This is a genomic window from Nitrospirota bacterium, from assembly GCA_040755395.1.
Taxonomy (GTDB): Bacteria; Nitrospirota; Nitrospiria; order Nitrospirales; family Nitrospiraceae; genus DATLZU01.
In genome coordinates this window covers 378285-397125 of sequence record JBFMAX010000002.1, presented here as the reverse complement: position 1 = coordinate 397125, position 18841 = coordinate 378285, and the positions used below count along the sequence as shown (strand labels likewise).

19 protein-coding genes are annotated in these 18841 nt (G+C 62.1%); 15 read left to right on the top strand and 4 right to left on the bottom strand.

Going from position 1 to position 18841, the window contains the following annotated elements; all coding sequences use genetic code 11:
* The first annotated feature begins 33 nt into the window (after positions 1 to 33).
* From AB1555_05875 to AB1555_05865, 3 genes are all read left to right on the top strand, one after another.
* Positions 34 to 1293 (top strand): prolyl oligopeptidase family serine peptidase, encoded by a 1260-nt coding sequence (locus tag AB1555_05875; protein MEW6246225.1) that lies wholly within the window; start codon positions 34 to 36, stop codon positions 1291 to 1293.
* A 157-nt stretch (positions 1294 to 1450) separates the two neighbouring features.
* Positions 1451 to 2617: an MFS transporter gene (locus tag AB1555_05870; GenBank protein MEW6246224.1), complete on the top strand. Its 1167-nt coding sequence runs from the start codon at positions 1451 to 1453 to the stop codon at positions 2615 to 2617.
* A 537-nt stretch (positions 2618 to 3154) separates the two neighbouring features.
* Positions 3155 to 3811: a riboflavin synthase gene (locus AB1555_05865; GenBank protein MEW6246223.1), complete on the top strand. Its 657-nt coding sequence runs from the start codon at positions 3155 to 3157 to the stop codon at positions 3809 to 3811.
* An 81-nt stretch (positions 3812 to 3892) separates the two neighbouring features.
* On the opposite strand, the gene acs is transcribed toward AB1555_05865, so the two are convergent.
* The gene (gene acs / locus AB1555_05860) at positions 3893 to 5782 is read right to left on the bottom strand and encodes an acetate--CoA ligase (protein MEW6246222.1); all 1890 of its coding nucleotides are present in this window, start codon (positions 5780 to 5782) and stop codon (positions 3893 to 3895) included.
* 225 nt (positions 5783 to 6007) lie between these two features.
* Here acs and AB1555_05855 point away from each other — a divergent pair, with 225 nt between their 5' ends.
* Positions 6008 to 7396: a caspase family protein gene (locus AB1555_05855; protein ID MEW6246221.1), complete on the top strand. Its 1389-nt coding sequence runs from the start codon at positions 6008 to 6010 to the stop codon at positions 7394 to 7396.
* A gap of 50 nt (positions 7397 to 7446) precedes the next feature.
* On the opposite strand, the gene AB1555_05850 is transcribed toward AB1555_05855, so the two are convergent.
* The gene (locus AB1555_05850; protein MEW6246220.1) at positions 7447 to 7617 is read right to left on the bottom strand and encodes a hypothetical protein; all 171 of its coding nucleotides are present in this window, start codon (positions 7615 to 7617) and stop codon (positions 7447 to 7449) included.
* 296 nt (positions 7618 to 7913) lie between these two features.
* On the opposite strand from AB1555_05850, the gene AB1555_05845 reads away from it, so the two are divergent.
* From AB1555_05845 to AB1555_05820, 6 genes are read left to right on the top strand one after another with little or no spacing between them, the layout of a single operon-like run.
* Positions 7914 to 8480 carry an LPP20 family lipoprotein gene (locus tag AB1555_05845; GenBank protein ID MEW6246219.1) on the top strand — a complete coding sequence of 189 codons (567 nt, stop codon included), beginning with the start codon at positions 7914 to 7916 and terminating at the stop codon, positions 8478 to 8480.
* Positions 8481 to 8539: 59 nt separating this feature from the next.
* The gene (locus tag AB1555_05840) at positions 8540 to 9169 is read left to right on the top strand and encodes a penicillin-binding protein activator LpoB (protein MEW6246218.1); all 630 of its coding nucleotides are present in this window, start codon (positions 8540 to 8542) and stop codon (positions 9167 to 9169) included.
* A 15-nt stretch (positions 9170 to 9184) separates the two neighbouring features.
* Positions 9185 to 10675, top strand: a complete 1491-nt coding sequence (locus AB1555_05835) for a hypothetical protein (protein MEW6246217.1) — start codon at positions 9185 to 9187, stop codon at positions 10673 to 10675.
* 44 nt (positions 10676 to 10719) lie between these two features.
* A complete protein-coding gene (locus AB1555_05830) occupies positions 10720 to 11859 on the top strand; it encodes an LPP20 family lipoprotein (GenBank protein ID MEW6246216.1) in 1140 nt (379 codons plus the stop codon).
* A gap of 17 nt (positions 11860 to 11876) precedes the next feature.
* Entirely contained in the window at positions 11877 to 12158 is a 282-nt protein-coding gene (locus tag AB1555_05825) for a hypothetical protein (GenBank protein MEW6246215.1), read from the top strand.
* A 3-nt stretch (positions 12159 to 12161) separates the two neighbouring features.
* Positions 12162 to 12605: a type II toxin-antitoxin system VapC family toxin gene (locus AB1555_05820; protein MEW6246214.1), complete on the top strand. Its 444-nt coding sequence runs from the start codon at positions 12162 to 12164 to the stop codon at positions 12603 to 12605.
* A 331-nt stretch (positions 12606 to 12936) separates the two neighbouring features.
* Here AB1555_05820 and AB1555_05815 read toward each other — a convergent pair whose 3' ends face one another.
* Both AB1555_05815 and AB1555_05810 read right to left on the bottom strand, forming a co-directional pair.
* On the bottom strand, positions 12937 to 13422 hold the full coding sequence (locus tag AB1555_05815) for a hypothetical protein (GenBank protein MEW6246213.1): 486 nt from the start codon (positions 13420 to 13422) through the stop codon (positions 12937 to 12939).
* A 71-nt stretch (positions 13423 to 13493) separates the two neighbouring features.
* A complete protein-coding gene (locus AB1555_05810; GenBank protein MEW6246212.1) occupies positions 13494 to 14573 on the bottom strand; it encodes a HEAT repeat domain-containing protein in 1080 nt (359 codons plus the stop codon).
* Between the two features lie 136 nt (positions 14574 to 14709).
* On the opposite strand from AB1555_05810, the gene proC reads away from it, so the two are divergent.
* The 5 genes from proC (at position 14710) to AB1555_05785 (ending at position 18738) form a co-directional block, all read left to right on the top strand.
* A complete protein-coding gene (gene proC, locus AB1555_05805; protein MEW6246211.1) occupies positions 14710 to 15537 on the top strand; it encodes a pyrroline-5-carboxylate reductase in 828 nt (275 codons plus the stop codon).
* Between the two features lie 86 nt (positions 15538 to 15623).
* Positions 15624 to 15815 (top strand): hypothetical protein, encoded by a 192-nt coding sequence (locus tag AB1555_05800; protein ID MEW6246210.1) that lies wholly within the window; start codon positions 15624 to 15626, stop codon positions 15813 to 15815.
* Positions 15816 to 16096: 281 nt separating this feature from the next.
* The gene (locus AB1555_05795; protein ID MEW6246209.1) at positions 16097 to 17077 is read left to right on the top strand and encodes a TonB family protein; all 981 of its coding nucleotides are present in this window, start codon (positions 16097 to 16099) and stop codon (positions 17075 to 17077) included.
* 10 nt (positions 17078 to 17087) lie between these two features.
* A complete protein-coding gene (locus AB1555_05790; GenBank protein ID MEW6246208.1) occupies positions 17088 to 17603 on the top strand; it encodes a sigma-70 family RNA polymerase sigma factor in 516 nt (171 codons plus the stop codon).
* A 130-nt stretch (positions 17604 to 17733) separates the two neighbouring features.
* The gene (locus tag AB1555_05785; GenBank protein MEW6246207.1) at positions 17734 to 18738 is read left to right on the top strand and encodes a FecR family protein; all 1005 of its coding nucleotides are present in this window, start codon (positions 17734 to 17736) and stop codon (positions 18736 to 18738) included.
* The last annotated feature ends 103 nt before the right edge of the window (positions 18739 to 18841 follow it).

Here is an 18841-nt window from a genome sequence, read left to right as displayed (position 1 = left end):
CGTTCATGGGTCGACCTTGCCGGATTTGCCGCCATGAGCCTCCTGTCGGCGTTCGGATCGTTCGTCCACGCCGCCGACGGTTCCTTCACGCCGCCGCCCGATCTCGCTTCCCTGGTTCAGGACTACATGACCGTCGGCGATGCCGACCAGGCCGACCGGTTGCTGGGCTCGATCCTCCGACACCCCGGCGCCACGGTGCCGACCGTCCGACAGGTGCTGCAAGCCGGGCGTCCGTATACCCGGGCTCCAGTCGGGATGCAGCCGAACGAACCCCTTGGCGTCCGGGGCGAGACCTATCGATTCGGCTTGTACGTTCCTCCCTCGTACGAACCGACGAAGGACTACGCGCTCGTCGTATGTCTCCACGGCGCCGGCTTCACGGGCGATCAATACCTGGAGCGTTGGCGCGTCCGTCTGGGCGACGACTACATCCTGGCTTGTCCGACCATCCCGCGAGGGGCCTGGTGGACGAGGACCGCGGAGGACCTCGTCCTGGCGACCATCGCTGCCGTCCAGTCCCGTTACCGCATCGACCCCGACCGGATCTTTCTCACCGGCATGTCCAACGGCGGGATCGGCGCCTGGATCATCGGCGCCCACCACGCCGCACGGTTCGCGGGTCTGGCGCCGATGGCGGGAGGTCTGGACGACGTCCTGTTCCCGTTCCTGAGCAATCTTCGTTGGACGCCGGTATACGTCATTCACGGATTGAAGGACCAGGTCATGCCCGTGGATCTCAGCCGGTCGATCACCAAGGAGCTGGCCAGACTCGGCTATACCTTCGTCTATCGGGAGCATGACCGGACGCATCCCGTAGCCGGCGGCCACTACTTCCCGCGGGAGGAGCTCCCCGATCTTGTGGCCTGGTTCGGCACGCAACGGCGCATTCCGCTGCCCACACGGGTGACCGTTGTGCGCGACGCGTCGCATTTGCTGCCGTTCGGCTGGGTGCGGATCGACGCCACTGATCGCATCGCGGCGTTCAGCGAGAACCTGCTTGATGACCGCGACGACGCGATCCGACAGCGTCTCTACGCCAGGCTGGAGGCGGAGATCGTCGGACCCAACCGCATCGAGGTCCGCAGCGAGCGGGTGCGGCAATACACCTTATTTCTGAACGAGCGGTTGGTGGATCTCTCCCGGCCGGTCACGGTGGTCACGAACGGCCGGACGTCTTACGAGGGCCCGGTCTCGCCCAACGTGGAGACCCTGCTGCGACAAGCACGCCTTCGGCAAGATCCCGGGCAACTGTTTTCAACGCAGGTGACCGTCGCCGTCGAGCGCGCGCCGTGACACCTCCCGATCAGCAGAACGGTCCGACTGTCCTGTCGGCCGGAACAGCGACGGTGTGCGACGTCCTTGTCGGCCGAAGGCAATGAGCGTCCTTCAGAATTGCCGCCGAGACCATGCGTAAGTCCCCGTCCTCCGTTCAACCGGCCGATTGCATTCGATGACGAGTTCGCGCAGCTTCATTCTGCTCTGCGGGACCGGTCTCTTGTGCTTCATGAGCTACAACCTCGTGCGGATGCCGGTTCTCGCGCTGTTCGCCGAATCGCTCGGAGCCGGTCCCGAACGCATCGGCCTCATCGTCTCCGTCTCGACCTTGACCGGCGTTTTCCTCAAGCTGCCGTCCGGCGCCCTCTCCGACATTTATGGCCGGCGGCTGCTGCTGCGGGTCGGCGTCCTGGCCTTCGGCTTGCCGCCGTTCGTCTATCCGTTTGTGTCCGACCTGAACGCACTGACCGGCTTGCGGTTCGTGCACGGGCTGGCGACGGCGCTTTTCGCGCCCAGCGCGCTGGCCACTGTGGCGGATTTGTTCCGAGAGCGGCGCGGCGCCGCGTTGGGTACCTATACCGCCTGCACGCAAGCCGGCGCGTTGCTGGGGCCGATGATCGGTGGTTGGCTGGTCTATGCGACCGGCTTCTCCGCGACCTTCGTGACCGCCGGTGTCTTCGGCTGCATCGGCCTGCTCGTCTTTTACAGCCTCAGGCTGAATCCGCCTCCGCCGAGCTCGCGCGACAAGGGCCGCCGGCCCGTGCTGGCCGAGATGTGGACAGGCTTCTCGGTCGTCGCCCGTAATACGCGGGTGCTGGTGACGAGCTTGACGGACGCGGCCAAGATGGTCGCCAACGGAGCCTTGATGGCGTTTCTCCCGATCTACGGCGTGGCGGTCGGATTGAACCCGGGGGAGGTGGGGATGCTGTTCGGCGTGCAAGGGATCACCTCGTTCTTGTCCAAACCGATCATGGGACGGGTGTCGGACCGGGTCGGCCGGCAACCGCTGATTCTCCTCGGCCTCCTCATCTGCGCGACGACGTTCGCGCTGATTCCTCACATCGTCAACTGGCCGATTCTGCTGATGTTGTCGGCCTGGTTCGGCTTCGGCGAAGCCGTCGTCTCGTCATCCTCATCGGCACTGGTGGCGGACAGCTCCGAACTGAAAACCCTGGGCGCAGGCATGGGCATGCAGGGGACGATCATGGACGTCGGTCACGCCAGCGGCCCATTGCTAGCCGGATTTCTGATCGCCAATCTGAGCTACCAGGGCGCGTTCACGATCATCGCCGGCCTGCAGCTCGCCGCAGCGGCGGTGTTCTGGGTCACGATAAGGAAATAAGAGAAGACCATGCGTGACCTGTCGCCGACCAACCGGATACCCGCCGCCGGGGGACCCGTTGCAATGAAACGTGATGCGTGACAAGACAACCCGGTCATGCGCGACGCGAGACAAGCGGGGCGGGTAATCTACCTGCTTCCATTGCGCGCCGGTCGCGCTTGTCCCGCGTTTCTCGCGTCGCCATTGGACAGGGCAGGGTGGGGAGTGACGCTGTCCGCGATACGTTGCCTACTTGTTTTCAAGGTGGTCTTCATGGCCCTTCGGGCCACTCCGCAGGATGAAAATCTTGGCTGGGTGAGAGGTGAGGGGGAAGCGACTCCGACCTCTCGCCGCGGGCCGCTAGCCTCGCGTCTATTTTCTACACAGGGACAAGAGTTGTTATAATACCGCCGCCAGTCAGGAGGATCGGACGTGAGGCCGGAGTACGGCATCGAAGACATCGTCGTCGGCGTCCTGGCCGCGCTGGGCGTGGTCGTGTTGATCGTGGTCTTCGTCTGGGTCTTCCGCGAAGTCATGTTGAAAAAATAGGACCGCCGTATGTTCACCGGTATTGTCGAGGAAATGGGCGTGGTGACCAACCTGGTCAAAGGGATCACCGGCACGCGTTTGAACATTTTGGCGTCGACCGTCCTGGCCGATCTGTCGATCGGCGCAAGCATCAGCGTGAACGGCGCCTGCCTGACCGTGACGTCGAAGGCCGAGCGGGAATTTTCCGTGGACGTGTCTCCGGAAACGCTCTCGGTCACCACGCTGGGCAGCCTGGCGGCCGGCTCGCCGGTGAACCTCGAACGGGCGATGAAGCTGAACGAACGGATCGGCGGCCACCTCGTCTCGGGACACGTGGACGGGATCGGCCTGATCAGGACCAGGCGCCAGGACGGGAATGCCGTCGTCTTGGTCATCGAGGCGCCGAAAGAGGTGCTGCGGTATTGCGTGCCGAAGGGCTCGATCACGGTGGACGGCATCAGCCTGACGATCAACGACGTCACCGACCGGTCGTTGACCGTGTCCGTCATCCCGCACACGGCCAAGGTCACCACGCTCGGCATCAAACAGGAAGGAGAACACGTGAATCTGGAATCAGACCTGATCGGGAAGTACGTCGAGCGGCTGCTTCAAGAGCGAGGCCATCTTCCTGCCAAGCCCGCCCCGGTGATCGACAAGGACTACCTGCAGAAGCGTGGACTGATCTGAAAAGCTGTCGGCCGTCGGCTTTCAGCGCAAAGAGGCAGGCCAAATAGCTGATAGCTGAAGACTGATAGCTGATAGCCGCTTTCACTCCTCGATCGTCGAAATATCGCCCGGGTCCTGTCCGAGTTCCTTGGCTTTGAGGACTCGCCGCATGATCTTGCCGGACCTGGTCTTCGGCAGCGACGCGACGATCTCGACTTCCTGCGGGACGGCGATCTTGCCCAATTCTTTCAGCACGTGATCCTTCAGCGACTGGATCAAGTCGCGGCTCTCCTGCCGGCCCTGCTTGAGGATCACGAATGCTTTGATCGACTCCCCCGCCGTTTTGTGCGGTTTGCCGATCACCGCCGCTTCGGCCACGGCAGGATGGCTGACGAGCGCGCTTTCGACTTCCGCGGTCCCGATCCGATTGCCCGCCACCTTGATCACGTCATCGGCGCGGCCCATGAACCAGAAGTAACCGTCTTCGTCTTTGCGACACACATCGCCCGCCGTGTAGCAGTTGGGAATCGTGTTCCAATAGACCTTGTAGCGGTCCGGATCCTTATAAATGGTGCGCATCATGGCCGGCCAGGGCTTCTTGATCACCGCGAAGCCGCCCGCATTGGCCGGCAGGCTCCTGCCTTCGCGATCGACCACATCGGCCTCGACGCCCAGGAACGGCCGCGTCGCAGATCCGGGCTTGAGCGGCACGCAGGGGAGGGGTGTGACGAGGATCATGCCGGTTTCCGTCTGCCACCAGGTGTCCATGATCGGTTTATCGCCGCCCGTCACCCGATGGAACCATTCCCACGCCTCCGGATTGATCGGCTCGCCGACGCTGCCGAGGATGCGCAGGGAGGAGAGGTCGTATTTCTTCGGCCATTCCTCGCCGTATTTCATCAGCAGGCGAATCGCCGTCGGCGTCGTGTAGAAGATCGAGACGCCGTACCGTTCAATCAACTCCCACCAACGGCCGGGATTGGGATAGTCGGGCTTGCCCTCGGCGGTCAGGATGGTCGCCCCGTTCAGCAGGGGCCCGTAGACGATGTAACTGTGGCCCGTGACCCATCCGGGATCGGCCACGCAGAAATACACATCTTCCTCCTTGAGATCGAACACGTATTTGGCGGTCAGATACGTCCCGACCATGTAGCCGCCGTGCACATGGACGACCCCCTTCGGCTTCCCGGTCGTGCCGGACGTGTACAGAATGTAGAGGGGCGCCTCGGCGTCCAGTCGCTCCGCCTCGCACACGGCCTTCTCGCCTTGCATCCAGTCCGCCCAATCGATTTCCTTCGGCGCCGACAGGGCGATGCCCGGTGTTTCGCGCCGGACCACGACGACCGTTTCGACCGTGGGACAGGTCGCGAGGGCCTGATCCACGACGCCCTTGAGGTTGACGCTCTTCCCGCGATCGTACCCGACGTCCGCCGTGATCACGACGCGGGCCTCCGCATCCTGAATCCGGCTGGCCAGCGCCGGCGCGCTGAATCCCGAGTACACGACGCTGTGCACGACGCCGATGCGCGCACAAGCCAGCATCGCCATGATCTGTTCGGGAATCTTCGGGAGGTAGATCGTGACCCGATCACCCCTGCGGAGCCCCAGCGCCTTGAGAGCGTTGGCGCAGCGGTTCACCTGGCGAGACAGTTCGCCGTAGGTGAAGACCCGCTCCCGGCCGTCTTCTCCCACCCAGATGACGGCCACCTTGTTCTTGCGCCAGGTTTTCACGTGCCGGTCCAGGCAGTTGTAGGAGATGTTGCAGGTCGCGCCGACGAACCATTTGGCCCAGGGATAGTTCCACTCCAACACCCGACTCCAGGGGGTGAACCATTCCAGTTCCTTCGCCGCCCGATCCCAGAACCCCTCGGGATCGGCGACGGACTTTCTATACTCCGCCTCGTAATCTTGAATGTACGCGCGGGCTTTGGTCTGCGCCGTCGGATGAAAGACGCGCCCTACTTTCAGCAAGGTATCGATTTTTTCTTCCATCGTCCGCTCTCCTTCTCAGAAGGGGTGGCAAGGCGGACAGGACGCCGCCGGAATGCGCCGTCATTATGAGCAAGCCCCCGCGTATTCTTCAAGGGTTCGAACGACCGGGCACAAACCCACCGTGTCGGCCTCCGCCCCTGCGCCATCGCGTTTCTTGACACTGCGCAGACGGCCAGAGTAGGCTGGTATATCGGCAAATTGCTATCCACAAGACTGCTCCTAAGGATGACCCGGTCTTCATCTCGACAGCCCCGCTGCGCCTCCCGGCAACTCGGCTCGCGTGTCATCGCCCTCTCGGTCTGTGTGGTCTGCCTGGTCGCGCCGGCCCTGGCGCAGAAGGGCAAGCCGGAAGGTCTGTACTATAAATCGTGGGCGGTCGTCATCGGCATCGAGAACTATCTTGTGGCTCCGAAATATCCCGGAGCCGTTGAAGATGCGAAGGCCGCGGCCGCAGCGCTGCGCGAGCTCGGGTTCGAAGAAATTCTGGAGATTTACGAGAAGGACGCGACGTCGCGCGGCCTTCGCCACATTCTGACGGACTATCTGCCCAGAAAAGTCGGTCGGATGGACCGTGTCGTCATTTTTTTCGCCGGACACGCGGGGGTCACCCAGGACCACACCGGCAAGGATCTCGGCTATCTCGTTCCCTGGGACGCGCAGCCGAACAACGCCGCAAAAGCCATCACCTTCGATCTGCTGAAGGATTTCAGCCGGCGGGTCATGTCCAAGCATACGTTGTTCCTGCTCGATACGGGCGTGCGTGGCTGGGAAATCACCGCGCCGCAGCAACTGTCGCTCGAAGGCCGTCTGGCGCCGGAAGAAGACACCGAAAAGCGCGCCGTGCAGGTCTTGACCGCCGGCGACAAAGGCGAAGTGCCGATCCGAAAAGACGGCCAAGGCGCGTTCATGACGGCGTTGCTGGCCGGGCTGAAGGGCGCCGCCGACCAAAACAAGAACGGCTGGCTCATGGCGAGCGAACTGGGCGCGTACGTCAAACAACAGATCGAGCAAATGACCAACGGCGCTCAGCACCCGCAATTCGCGCAACTGGACGGCGACGGGGACGTGATCCTGATCGAGGGGAAAAAAGCGGCCTTCGTGCTGGGGCCGGAGCCGAAGACGGAAGCCGAACGGGCGGCGGCGGCGAAGACGCAGTACGAACAGGCTTTTCTGTTGCTCCAACAGCAGAAATCCGCCGAGGAAGCGTTGGATCGGTTGAACAAGGCGATCGAATACAATCCGTCCTTCGGGGATGCCTATGTGCTGAAGAGTTACGTTCGCTTGGAAATCCTGCCCAATCTGGACGAAGCGCTTTCGACCGCTCGTCTGGCGGTTCAGTACGCGCCGAAGAATCCGGATTCCTACTATACGCTCGGATTGATCTTCCAGAAGCGCGGCCAGTACGCGGAAGCCGAGGAGGCCATGCGGCAAGCCTTGGCCGTCAATCCGGATTACGTCGACGTCTACTATTCTCTCGGCACCCTCTACGCGGACGATTTGAAAGATCGGAAGAAAGCCAGAGAAGCCTTTCGCCGCTATCTCGAACTCGGGGGGACCGATTCACGAGCCAAATTCATCGTCGAGCAGAGCGAGACGCAGCCGCCCGAAAAGTAGGAACCGCGACGAGCGAAAGGCGACGCATCCCCGCGCATCATCAACCGGAGTCAGTCTCTGGCGCCGCCCTTCAAATACCCCAATCCGATCTTGATCGCTCGCCTGGTGATTTCGGTCCATCGAGCCTGAGGATATTCGGCCAGCACGGCCGCCGCCTTCGGATCTTGCACATCAAGCTCGACGATCTTGATCACACCGTCTTGAATCTGTACTTCGGCCACGGCATTCCTCCTTGAAAAAAATAGCCGACATCGAGCATCGAATAGCTGAGAGGTGCATGCTATTTGCTGCTCGCGAGTTCCGAAACAGGCGACCTTGCTGTCAACGTTTCCCGTTCAGTTGCGTTGACAGCATGAGGGGTGCATGTTAGCATCTTTTCGAGTGTTTTTGATCGTACGTGAATCGTACGTGAATGGTTATCCCGCATCAGACCGTGCCGTTTGATGACCAATAAGACATAAACCGCGCCTTGCGGTCCACCGACCACGGCAGCAGCATGCACGAAGGAGGAATTCCCATGCGCACACCCAATGGGCTTCTTGCGAAACTCACAGGAAGCGGACTCGCCCTTGCGCTTCTGATCGGACTGACCGCCTGCGGCGGCGCTCCGACCTGGGTCAAGAAGGGATCGGGCGCCTATAACGACAAGGATTCGAAGGCCTTCTACGGGGTCGGATCGGTGGTCGGCGTGAAGAATGAGCCGCTCGCGTGGGACACGGCCGAGAATCGCGCGCGGGCCGAGATCGCGAAAAACTTCGAGACCTATACCGGCTACCTCATGCGGGACTACGCCGCATCCACCACAGCCGGCGATTTCACCAGAAACACGGAAGAGCAGAACGTGGAGCGGGCTATTAAGACCATCACGACCGTCACGCTCAGCGGCGTCCGTCCCGTCGACCGTTACAAGGACGAAAAGACCGGCACCTACTACGTACTGGCGAAGCTCAGCTTGGAGGATATGAAAAGCAACCTGGAGCAGGCGAAGGAGCTGAACGCCCAGGTGCGCGACTTCGTCCGAAAAAACGCCGACCGACTCTTCGAGCGATTGGAAAAGGAAGAAGAGAAACGGGCCAACCGGTAGTTTCCATCTCTCCCGTTTGTTCCACTGTTCCGGACTCTGACTGTAGCAGGGAGGTGTGCATGCAGGAGACGTGGATGGCGCCAGGATGGAGGATCGCGACGGCCCCGGCATTGCTCGCGCTGTCACTATGGCTGGCGGGCTGCGGCGCCGAAGCCAAGGTGACCCGCGTGGACCCCGGCGTCGTGACGGATCTCAGCGGCCGCTGGAACGACACCGATTCCCGCCAAGTCGCCGAAGAGTTGGTCAAGCAGGCGCTCAGCTATCCGTGGCTGGACAATTTCGTCAAATCGAAGAACCGCCAACCGGTCGTCATCGTCGGGACGATTCTGAACCGCAGCCACGAGCATATCAATGTACAGACTTTCGTGCAGGATCTGGCCCGAGAATTGACAAATTCGCAGAAGGTCACGTTTGTCGCCGGCAAGGGCGAACGGGAGGAGATCCGCGAGGAGCGGCGCGAGCAGGCCGTCCATGCCCGCGAGGATACGCAGAAGGCTCCGGGAAAAGAACTCGGCGCCGACTACATGATGAAAGGGAGCATCTCGACCATCCTCGACGAGACGGACGGCGTCAAGGCCGTGTTCTATCAGGTCGATCTCGAGATGATCGACCTCGAAAGCAATGTGAAGTCCTGGTTCGGGCAGAAAAAGATCAAGAAAGTCATCGAACGCAAACGGACGATTTTTTAGGCTCCACGTGCCCCGTTGAGCCCTTCTTTCTTACTCCCTTCAACCTCGGGTGCAAAGGCGCGCGCTTTCTCCCCGCGGGCATGCCTGGCGGTCGCGGGTGTCGCCCTCACGCTCCTCGCCGGTTGCGGTCCCAAGGTCAACCGATACATCCTCATCGAAGACAGCCTCCGAGCACACGACCCGCACCGAGCCGACCAGATCGTCGAACAAGCGGAAAAGGAGTACGGGTCCAAAAGCCGAGTCCTCTACGGCATGGACCGCGGGATGACGCTGCACCTGTCGGGTCAGTACGACCGAAGCAACGCGGTCCTCGAACAGGCGGAGGAAGAGATCGACCGTCTCTACACCCGCAGGATACGCACCGAAGCCAAAGCCTTCCTCATCAATGACACCGAATTGCCGTATGAAGGCGATCCCTACGAACAGGTGATGATCAACGTCGTCAAAGCCTTGAACTATGCGGTCATGGGCCGACTCGACGACGCATTGGTGGAGGCGAGGCGGATCGACAACCGGCTAAACGTGTTGGCCGACAAGACGAAGGAAAGGGACGGCTACCGGGACGATGCATTCGCCCGCTATCTCACCGGCATCCTCTATGAGGCCGCCGGTGACCTCAACAACGCGTTCATCGCCTACCGCAAAGCCTATGAGGCCTATGAGAGGATGCGGACCTGGTCCCACACACCCGTGCCGCCGACCCTCCGCGCGGATCTTCTACGGGTGACGGACGCCTTGCACTTGACCGCAGAATTCGAGGAGTACCGCCGGCTTTTTCCCGATGCCGTGTGGCAGTCCAAACACGAGCAAGAGCATCTCGCTCAAGTCGTCGTGATCAGCTATAATGGCCGCGCTCCGCGCAAGGAAGATCTGTTCGTCGATCTTCCCGTCAGCCTGGACGCGCTTCAACTGGTGTTGCTGACGAAGGGCCTGGGCGCCGGAAACCGCTACGAAAACCGCGCCGCGGAAAGCGTTCTTTATGGTCTGAGCGGCCGCGTCGTCCGTGTGGCCTTGCCGAGGCTGGTGCCGCAAAAGACACAGGTGAGCTACGAGCAGATCACCCTCAGCGGAACCGGCGGCTCGTTCACCGCGCGGACGGAACTGGCCCACAATCTGACGGCCCTGGCGGAAAAGGCGTTGTCGGAGCGGCTCCCCGCCATCGCCGTGAAAGCGGTCGCGCGGGCGGCTACGAAGTTCACCATGGCCGAAGGCGCGACTCGCGGTGCCCAGCAGGCGGCCGGGAAAGACGCGGGGCCGTGGATCGGCCTCTTGGTCGGGCTCTTGACCAAGGGGCTGGCCGTGTACTCCGAAGAAGCGGACAAACGCAGTTGGCGAACCCTGCCGGATGAAATCCATCTATCACGCCTGTGGGTGCCCCCGGGCGAATACGAAGTCCGGATCGATCCCGGAGGCCGGCGAGGAGATGGGGTGAACCCGAACGCTTCGCACTCGATGACGCTTCGGGCGGGTGAAACGAAGTTCCTGATCCGACGGGTGATCCAGTGACGCCTCTCACGCCGGGGAGAAACCGGGGCCTTGCGGTCCTCACGATGGCGCTCATCCTTTCATCGTCGGCGCTGCCAGCCTGCACATGGTCCTGGTCCAAAAACAAGCCGGGATGGCTCGATGGATCCAGCCCGGAGTTTCCTCCAAGCCAATACCTGCTTGGAATCGGTCAAGCCGAAACCCGGACGATCGCCGCGGAACAAGCCTATGCGGCGGTGGCCAGGATTTTCAAAGCCGAAATCAACGCGCAGGCGAAGGACTGGGAATCGTATCTCCTGATCGAAAACCGAGGCAAGGCGACGACGGAGCGTCGCCTGACCCTCGACAATGTCACCCGCGTCTCGACGGACAAGGTGCTCGAGAATGTGCGGATTTTGGATACCTGGTTCGACCGGCGAAGCGGCCAGCATTATGCGCTGGCAGGCATGAACCGTGCGCAGGCTGAGTCGGCGTTGTTGGAACGGATCGCCGAATTGGATCGGACGATCGACACGGAAGTGACGGAGGCCCGCCGCACCCAAGATAAGCTCGCGCGTGTCAGGAATCTGAAACGGGCCGCCAGGAACCTGGTGGTGCGGGAAGCCTACAACGCCGACCTGCGGGTGATTCGCGCCAGCGGCCAAGGCCATCCGCCCGCCTATCGGGTCGCCGAACTGACGGCGGAACTGGAACAGTTTCTGGCGGCCAACCTGGCGGTCGCGGTGGAAGTCACCGGCGATCAGGCGGAACCGATCCAACGCGCGGTGATGGAGGGACTGATCCGGGAAGGGCTCTCGGTGACGGGACGTCCGCCGGCCGGAGAAAGTTCGTCTCTCGGAGGCGAGGGGGGTCCAACACCCGAACTGATCGTCAAGGGTACCGTCCGGTTGTGGCCGATCGACGTGCGCGATCCGCAGTTTCAATTCGTCCGCTGGTGCAGCGACTTCGTGATACAGGAGCTGGCCACGCAGCGGATCGTCGGCGCCGTCTCGAAAGGCGGAAAAGAAGGGCACCTGACGACCAGGGAAGCGACGGCCAAGGCGTTGCGTGTCATGCAGCAGGAATTTGCGTCTGACCTGGCGAAGGCCATCGCCGGCTACATCTACGGCGACGCGGAACTGCCGGCTGCCGCCGGTCCTCCGGCCGGATGCCCGCGGGGCGATGAAACGTCGGCGCCCCCTGCAACGAACCCTCTATCCATGTGAAGAAGAAAGGAGGCTGAATGGCCCCAAAGTCAAAGTCCTCCGCCGCGCGCACGTCTTCTACCTCCAATTCATCCCGGAACAAGGAGTCAGGCCGGACCAGCCGGCGGATACCCAGCCGCCTCGTCAAGCGACGACTCGTCAGACGGATTCTCAAGGATACCGAAGCGGTCAGAAGCGGAAGCCTCGTCGACTTGCTGCGCAAGCAGGGCTACGACCAAGTGCCGCTGGACGAGTTACAGGATCGTCTGTCCAAGCTTCCGACGTCGCTGGCGGACTTCATCCTGAAGGGGAGGGGGTGATCCATGCCGTACTATTATTTCGACTCGACCGGGCTGGTGAAGCGGTACAGCTCGGAGCGGGGAAGCCGCATCGTCAACAAGCTCCTGGTCAAGCGCGGGAAGGTGGCGATCCTGCCGACCTGGGCTATCACCGATCTCTATTCGACGCTCTCGATCCGCGCCAAGCAGGGCGAGTTGACCCGGGACGATTGCTATTCGGTCATCTACCGGTTCGAGGTCGAATCCTCGCAGGGCCTGTTTCATTTTATCGCGCCCACCATGGAGACGTTTCTGTCCACGAAAGAACTGATCCTCGACTTTCCACACCTGCGCTCGTCGCAAGCGCTCCATTTGGCCCTGGCCTTGGAATTGAAACCGCTTCGATTGACGGTGGTCAGCTCGGACCAGCACCTGTTGGGAGCTTGCCGGCCCTTGGGGCTTCACGTGATCAATCCGGAGGAAGATTAGCAGGATTGTTGAAAAAGTCCGCCAGCTTTGTTGGGGTACCCATTGCTCTTGTAGCGCAATGGGTCTGACGCTCAGAGGCTCAACGTCTTGGACCCGTTGCACCAAGAAGAGCAACGGGTGCCCCGAGTACGCCTCGCCTCTTCGCTCGCTGCGGCCCGGGTACCCGCCTGGCGGGTGCGACGGCCTTTTTGAACATCCTGCCGGCTATTCTGATCCTGTTTGTCATCTGCCGACGTCTTGCGGTTCGATGGCGCCGACATAGTTGTTCAACAACCTGAGATTTAGGCGAGGGGCCAGCGGCCGGAGGCTAGCCCCGCGCCCCTCGCCCGGCTTACGCGCATTGAAAGTCCGTGTGCATGGAAGCGATCACGGTGTTCCAATCTTCGGCCATCTCGCGAAGCTGCTTCAGCCGTCCACCCGTTGCGGCATCGGACGCCGTCTCGCCGGAAGACCGGTCTTCATCCAACAGTTTCAGCGCGTGTTGCAGATGGCTCTGCGCCAATCGCAACGTGCTACAGACGCCCGACGAAGCCGGCGCCTGGCCGCCGGCCCGACGGAACAGCGCCAGCGCCCGGTAGGCGTCTTCTTGTGCTCGGAAGAGCGCCTCGGCGCTGCGGTACAACCGCCCCTTGACGGCGCTGATCTCCCGCTTGGCCAACTCCGAGGCCATCAGTGCGGCTTTGCCGATGCTCATCGCCGCGCCGTCGGGATCATCATTGGCGATGGCCTCCTCCGCTTTCACGCGGAGCCGCTCCATCTCGGCCTCTTCCCCGACGGTTTGAGCGCACGTCCAGCCGGGAATACCCCATGTGATCATGAAAAGAACTGCAACGCCGATCAGCGCCCTGCGCAAGGTCCGCCTCTGAGATGGGTTGTCGCGATGAGCGGTTATTGCAGATACTCCCAGGTATCGATTTGCTTCAAACTCCAATTGACCGCTTCTTTGAGTTTGATGACCTTGGGATCCGCAGTGGTATCGTTGATCTTGAAGAGCGATTTTTGAATGGCGAACAGCGGGTCGTAGGCTCGGCGATCCGGCAGTTTGCCCAGCGCCCAGGCGACCTCGGTTTTGACCGTCAGATCGTCGGTTTTCAGCGCCTCCAGCAACGGATCGATGATCGCGAAGTCGCCGTGAAGCGCGCCCACGATGCCCAGACCCTTGGCCGCGGCGGCCCGCAGCTCAGGCTTCCCCGTTTTCAAGACTTCGATCAGGACCGGGATGGTTTCCTTCCGGCCGATGTTTCCCAGGGCGATGGCGGCTGCCTTGGCAATTTCTACGTCCGGCCCCTTCAGTGCTTCGAGCAAACGCGGCACCGACTTGGTCGAAAACAGGTACCCGAGCAAGCCGATGATTTTCACTTTCCGTTCCTGCGTCGTCGTCGGATCGTCGAGGAATTTCAGCAGCCGATCCTCCTGGCCCCATTCGGCGGCGATCAACGCCGGAAAATCATACGCCTGGAGGCGTTCCCCGAGTTTGGCCATCGCATGGGCGCCCGGGTCCTCGACCTTGGCCTCCGCGGCCGCTTTTTGCGCATCCGGAAAATCCGTCCTGACTTCTTTCCGCCACCCCATCTTCTTCCCGTCTAACAGGTACAACAACTGGCACGCAGGTCCTTTCCAAACCCGCGACGGGGAATCGGGCAGGTCGGCATCGCTTCCCATGCTCGTCGTCCCTTCCCAGACCTTCCGCTGCTCGCACTTCACCCGGAACACCACGTCATGGGACTGGGCAGGATCGGTGACGACCGTATAGCCGAACTCCTTCATGCGCTGGGCCACGATGTCCGCGAGATGTCCCGGCGGAATTTCCCCCTTATCGGTGATAGACAGCACCTCGATCAACACGCGCTCGGCTTTTTCAAGTTTGGCCTTTTGTTCAGGCGTCAACGCCTCCCGTCGCGCCCACGTGTCGGCACTGAAAATGCCGAACAATAAAAGAAGAGAAAGGGAACACACCCACGTTCTCATTGGTATCCCTCCCAACGACGGCGGGGTTCTCCCGTGGAATTTGATTCGAGAATGATACCGACACTGTACCGAAGAGCCGGCCCCGTCGGCAAGCCGCAAGTTGAAGCTTCGGCAAGCCGCCAGTATAATCGCGCCCATGCTGAAGGTAAAGACGCTCGCCTTCCTGGGCGGCGGCAACATGTCGGACGCATTGATCGCCGGACTGTTGCAGGCCGGCACCGCCCGGCCGGAGCAGATCATCGCCACCGATATCCTTCCGGACAGGCGCGACCACCTCAAAAACCGATATCGCATCAAGACGACGGGCGACAATAGAGAGGCAGCCGGACTTGCGAACATCATGATTTTGTCGGTTGAACCTCAAATGCTCGACGAGGTGCTGAAGGACATTCAGCCGGTCGTACCGGCGGACAGTCTCGTCCTCTCGGTCGCAGCCGGCTATCCGATCGCCCGAGTGGCCTCGCACCTCAAAGCCGTCACGCGGATCGTCCGCGCCATGCCCAATACACCCTCCACGGTGCGGGAAGCCGTCACCGCATTGGCGTTCAACCACGGACTTTCGGAGGACGATCAGAACACCGCGCGGACCGTGTTCGAATCGGTCGGTAAGGTGGTGGTCGTCGAGGAACGGCTGATGGACGCCGTCACCGGCCTGAGCGGCAGCGGACCGGCTTACGTGTACGTCATGATCGAGGCGTTGGCCGACGGAGGCGTGAAGATGGGGCTTCCGCGGCACGTGGCGGAACTGCTGGCGGCGCAGACCGTCCTGGGAGCGGCCCGCATGATGATCGAGAGCGGCGAACCTCCCGGGCGCTTGAAAGACCGCGTTGCCTCGCCGGGCGGGACGACCATCGCCGGTCTGTATCAATTGGAAAAGGGGAGACTGCGGGCGGCGCTGATATCGGCCGTCGAGGCGGCGGCAAAACGTTCAACCGAGTTGGGCAAGGAGCACGGCACCGTGTAGGGGAGGGGAAGCGATGCGCGGCCAGGCGGATACGCGAATCCGGCGCCGGCCATTCAGTGACGCAATCTCTATCCAGGAGTCATCCCGTGCAATATTGGGTCAAAGTCATCTTCACCGACAATCAAGAGCTGCTCGTCAAAGACGCGATCCGTCACACCATCAGCGACGACATGGAGGTGCTGGAGGTCGATTCTCCGAAAGAAGTCATCATCATCCCCATGAAGCAGATCAAATACATCAGTTGCGACGCGACGGTGTTCGCGGCCAAGAAACCATGAGACACCGGCGGACCCTATCATAGATACCGCGCGACCCGGCCGACTCACCCGCCTCGGTTCCTCGCAACATTCCCGCCGTTCCGCCATTCCTCCTTCGGCGCGACGCACGACAAGAGCAGTTCGGCAGACGGGACAGGCATGCTCCGGCACAGTCCAAGGACCGGCCTGGGCCGCTTTTCACGATCTGGAAAATGAACATGTCCGTCGCCCCCGTCATCGTTGTAATATTAACATGATAACAGTTCTCATTTTCACCGATTTTCGCACCGAACACGGACTTCATGATGCATCGCAATGTCTCGCGCGCCCGTCGATTGCCGGTTTCAACCACCGGCGGCATTCTCCGTGGGTGGCTGATATCGCTGACACTTCACAGCCTGCTGGTCGGAACCGCCCTCGTAGTGGCCGCCGATTGGAATCCATTGCCCCGTCGCAAGGTCTTCCAGTGGGACGTGACAATCATCCAGACCCATCCGTCGCCGTTCGCCGCCGAGGTGCCGTCCTCGTTCGACATGGCGCCGGAATCGCCGCCGGCCACATCGGAAAGCGAACCCACTCGGCCCGTCGCTCCGCCCCTTGAATCTTCTCCGAGCGCGGACAACACAGCAGCCGATCCCGCGACGATCTCGGAGGTTTCCCATCCTTCCGTCCCGCTCGACCACGACACGGCCGAGATCGTGGTAGACCGGGCGCGGCAAACAGTGCGCGACGCCGTCCCGAAGCCGGCCGCGTCATCTCCGGCGCCTCGCCGGCACACACCGATTCCGCGCGACCCCACGAACGTCCAGCCGCAGACCTCCGTCGACGATCCGGTCCCGCTCTCAACGGCAGGACAGGCGGACCTCCCTCCGCCGGAGGTCGATCCTGAACAAGACTCGCCTCTCGTGCAGGAGCCGGCGATCCAAGACGTCGCCAAACTGGTGACGCGCCCTCCCGCGCAGGAGCGGGCAGGGGCGGTGTCCAGGCCGCTGCGGGCGGACTATGGCTGGCTCGCCGACGCTCTGCATGTCCAGGTGGAGCGCCTCAAGCGATATCCCTATCTGGCCAAGAGCAATCGTTGGCAAGGCAACGTCGTCCTGGAAGCCGTCATTCAGGCTGACGGGTCCATTTCCGACATTACGGTCGTTCAAAGTTCCGGATACACCATGCTCGATCAGGATGCCGTCGCACTGTTGCACCGGGCCTCTCCCGTGTCGCTGGCCCATCCGCTGGGACGACCGCAGGTCGTCGTTCAGATTCCGATCGGCTACCGGCTGGAGTGAAGAGTTGCAAATGGCGGGTACTCAGAGAGTCGATTGGCTGACTTCGTTCCAACAGTATCGCCGGGACCTGCTGGCCTTTTTGACACGCAAGCTGGGTTGTCACGATCTGGCCGCCGATTGTGTTCAGGAAACGTATCTTCGACTGGTGAGTCTGGGACCGAGGCTCACCATCGAGCATCCCCGCGCCTTTCTGTTTCGGATCGCCTCGAATCTGGCGATCGATCACCTGCGGCGTTCTCAACGGCAGATTGAGATCCTTTCCCCTGACCCGCTTCCCGTCGAGGTGCCCAGCCGGGAGCCGTCCGCCGAGGATGCCCTCCATGCCAAGCAGACGGTGGCGATCCTCTCGGCGGCCGTGGCGGAACTCTCTCCTAAATGCCGGCAGGCGCTCATCCTGAACCGGCTGGAGGGGAAAAGCCATGCTGAGATCGCCGCACACCTCGGCGTCTCAGAAAGCATGGTGGCCAAGTATATCGCGCAAGCCCTCAAACATTGCCGCCGCCGCCTTCGCTCGAATTGGCCGTGAGCCACGGCGCACGAAGATGGTATTGATCTTGTCCGGCCGATCGTCTTATAGAGTACGACCTCTCGGCATGTTTCCCGCGCACATCCGGATCGGCGCAGGAGCTCGGAAGCCGCCGAGGGAACAGCGCTCCATGAACCTCTCCGATCCGCAAGATCCAAGCGAACGGCTGGTGGACGAGGCCATCGACTGGCTGGTGCAGTTGCAGTCGGGTCAGGCCACGGACGATCTGCAACGCCGATGCGCGAACTGGCGGGCTCACAGCCCGGCGCATGAAGCGGCATTTCAGGAGGCCGAGGCCTTGTGGAAAGGTCTGGGACGGCTTCCCCTCAATCCGCCCCTCCATATCAACCCAGAGCCGCCTGCGCAACCCGCATCGCTTCGCCCGGAGGTGAGAACGGCGAGGATACCGGCGCGCACCTGGGCCGTCGCGGCGACGGTGCTCCTGGTGGCCGGCGGTCTCTGGTCTGCCGGCATGCTCGACATCATGCGGGCCGATTTGGCGGATTATCGGACCGCGACCGGCGAGCAACGGCGTGTCACGCTGGCCGACGGCAGCACCCTGTTCCTCAATACCGATACCGCCCTCGACGTGACCATCACCGGCAAGGCCCGCTCGGTGCGCCTGCTCCGCGGGGAAGCCGACTTCGTCGTGGCGCCGGATCCGACCCGGCCGTTCACCGTAACGAGCGCCGGGGTGGCGACCCGCGCTCTCGGGACCGAGTTCGCAGTCCGCCTACAAGATGGCGCGGTTACGGTGACCGTTCTCGAACACGCGGTTCGCGTGTCCGGCCCGGCCGGCGACGGCATGGACGCCGTCACACTCCTGGAAGGGGAACGCGTCGGCTATTCGCCCGACACGGGACTCGGTCGGATCGAACTTGCCGATCTGCGGTCGGCCGCCGCGTGGCGGCGAGGTAAGCTGATCTTCGCCTCGCAGCCCCTGGCCGCCGTGGTCGAGGAACTGAATCGCTACCGTCGAGGCCGCATCGTCGTCGCCGATTCCCGTCTGCGCGACCTTCGGGTGACGGGGGTGTTCGAGACCGCCGATCCGGACGGCGCCCTGGAAGCCGTCAAGCGTGTGCTCCGCGTTCGCACAATCAGCCTGACGCCTTATCTGGTTCTGCTCCGCCAATAGTCCTCCCTCCCGAATCAACCGCAAAAACCCCATTGCAAGTTTCCCCGCCTCGTTCGTCTTAGTAGCTGACACCGAGCCGCTTTTGCGCGAAAGCCTCGAACCG

Coding starts and splice junctions, on each gene's coding strand:
- AB1555_05875 (MEW6246225.1), top strand. CDS start 34: ATGAGCCTCCTGTCGGCGTTCGGATCGTTCGTCCACGCCGCCGACGGT.
- AB1555_05870 (MEW6246224.1), top strand. CDS start 1,451: ATGACGAGTTCGCGCAGCTTCATTCTGCTCTGCGGGACCGGTCTCTTG.
- AB1555_05865 (MEW6246223.1), top strand. CDS start 3,155: ATGTTCACCGGTATTGTCGAGGAAATGGGCGTGGTGACCAACCTGGTC.
- acs (MEW6246222.1), bottom strand. CDS start 5,782: ATGGAAGAAAAAATCGATACCTTGCTGAAAGTAGGGCGCGTCTTTCAT.
- AB1555_05855 (MEW6246221.1), top strand. CDS start 6,008: ATGACCCGGTCTTCATCTCGACAGCCCCGCTGCGCCTCCCGGCAACTC.
- AB1555_05845 (MEW6246219.1), top strand. CDS start 7,914: ATGCGCACACCCAATGGGCTTCTTGCGAAACTCACAGGAAGCGGACTC.
- AB1555_05840 (MEW6246218.1), top strand. CDS start 8,540: ATGCAGGAGACGTGGATGGCGCCAGGATGGAGGATCGCGACGGCCCCG.
- AB1555_05830 (MEW6246216.1), top strand. CDS start 10,720: ATGGCGCTCATCCTTTCATCGTCGGCGCTGCCAGCCTGCACATGGTCC.
- AB1555_05825 (MEW6246215.1), top strand. CDS start 11,877: ATGGCCCCAAAGTCAAAGTCCTCCGCCGCGCGCACGTCTTCTACCTCC.
- AB1555_05820 (MEW6246214.1), top strand. CDS start 12,162: ATGCCGTACTATTATTTCGACTCGACCGGGCTGGTGAAGCGGTACAGC.
- AB1555_05815 (MEW6246213.1), bottom strand. CDS start 13,422: ATGATCACATGGGGTATTCCCGGCTGGACGTGCGCTCAAACCGTCGGG.
- AB1555_05810 (MEW6246212.1), bottom strand. CDS start 14,573: ATGAGAACGTGGGTGTGTTCCCTTTCTCTTCTTTTATTGTTCGGCATT.
- proC (MEW6246211.1), top strand. CDS start 14,710: ATGCTGAAGGTAAAGACGCTCGCCTTCCTGGGCGGCGGCAACATGTCG.
- AB1555_05795 (MEW6246209.1), top strand. CDS start 16,097: ATGATGCATCGCAATGTCTCGCGCGCCCGTCGATTGCCGGTTTCAACC.
- AB1555_05790 (MEW6246208.1), top strand. CDS start 17,088: ATGGCGGGTACTCAGAGAGTCGATTGGCTGACTTCGTTCCAACAGTAT.
- AB1555_05785 (MEW6246207.1), top strand. CDS start 17,734: ATGAACCTCTCCGATCCGCAAGATCCAAGCGAACGGCTGGTGGACGAG.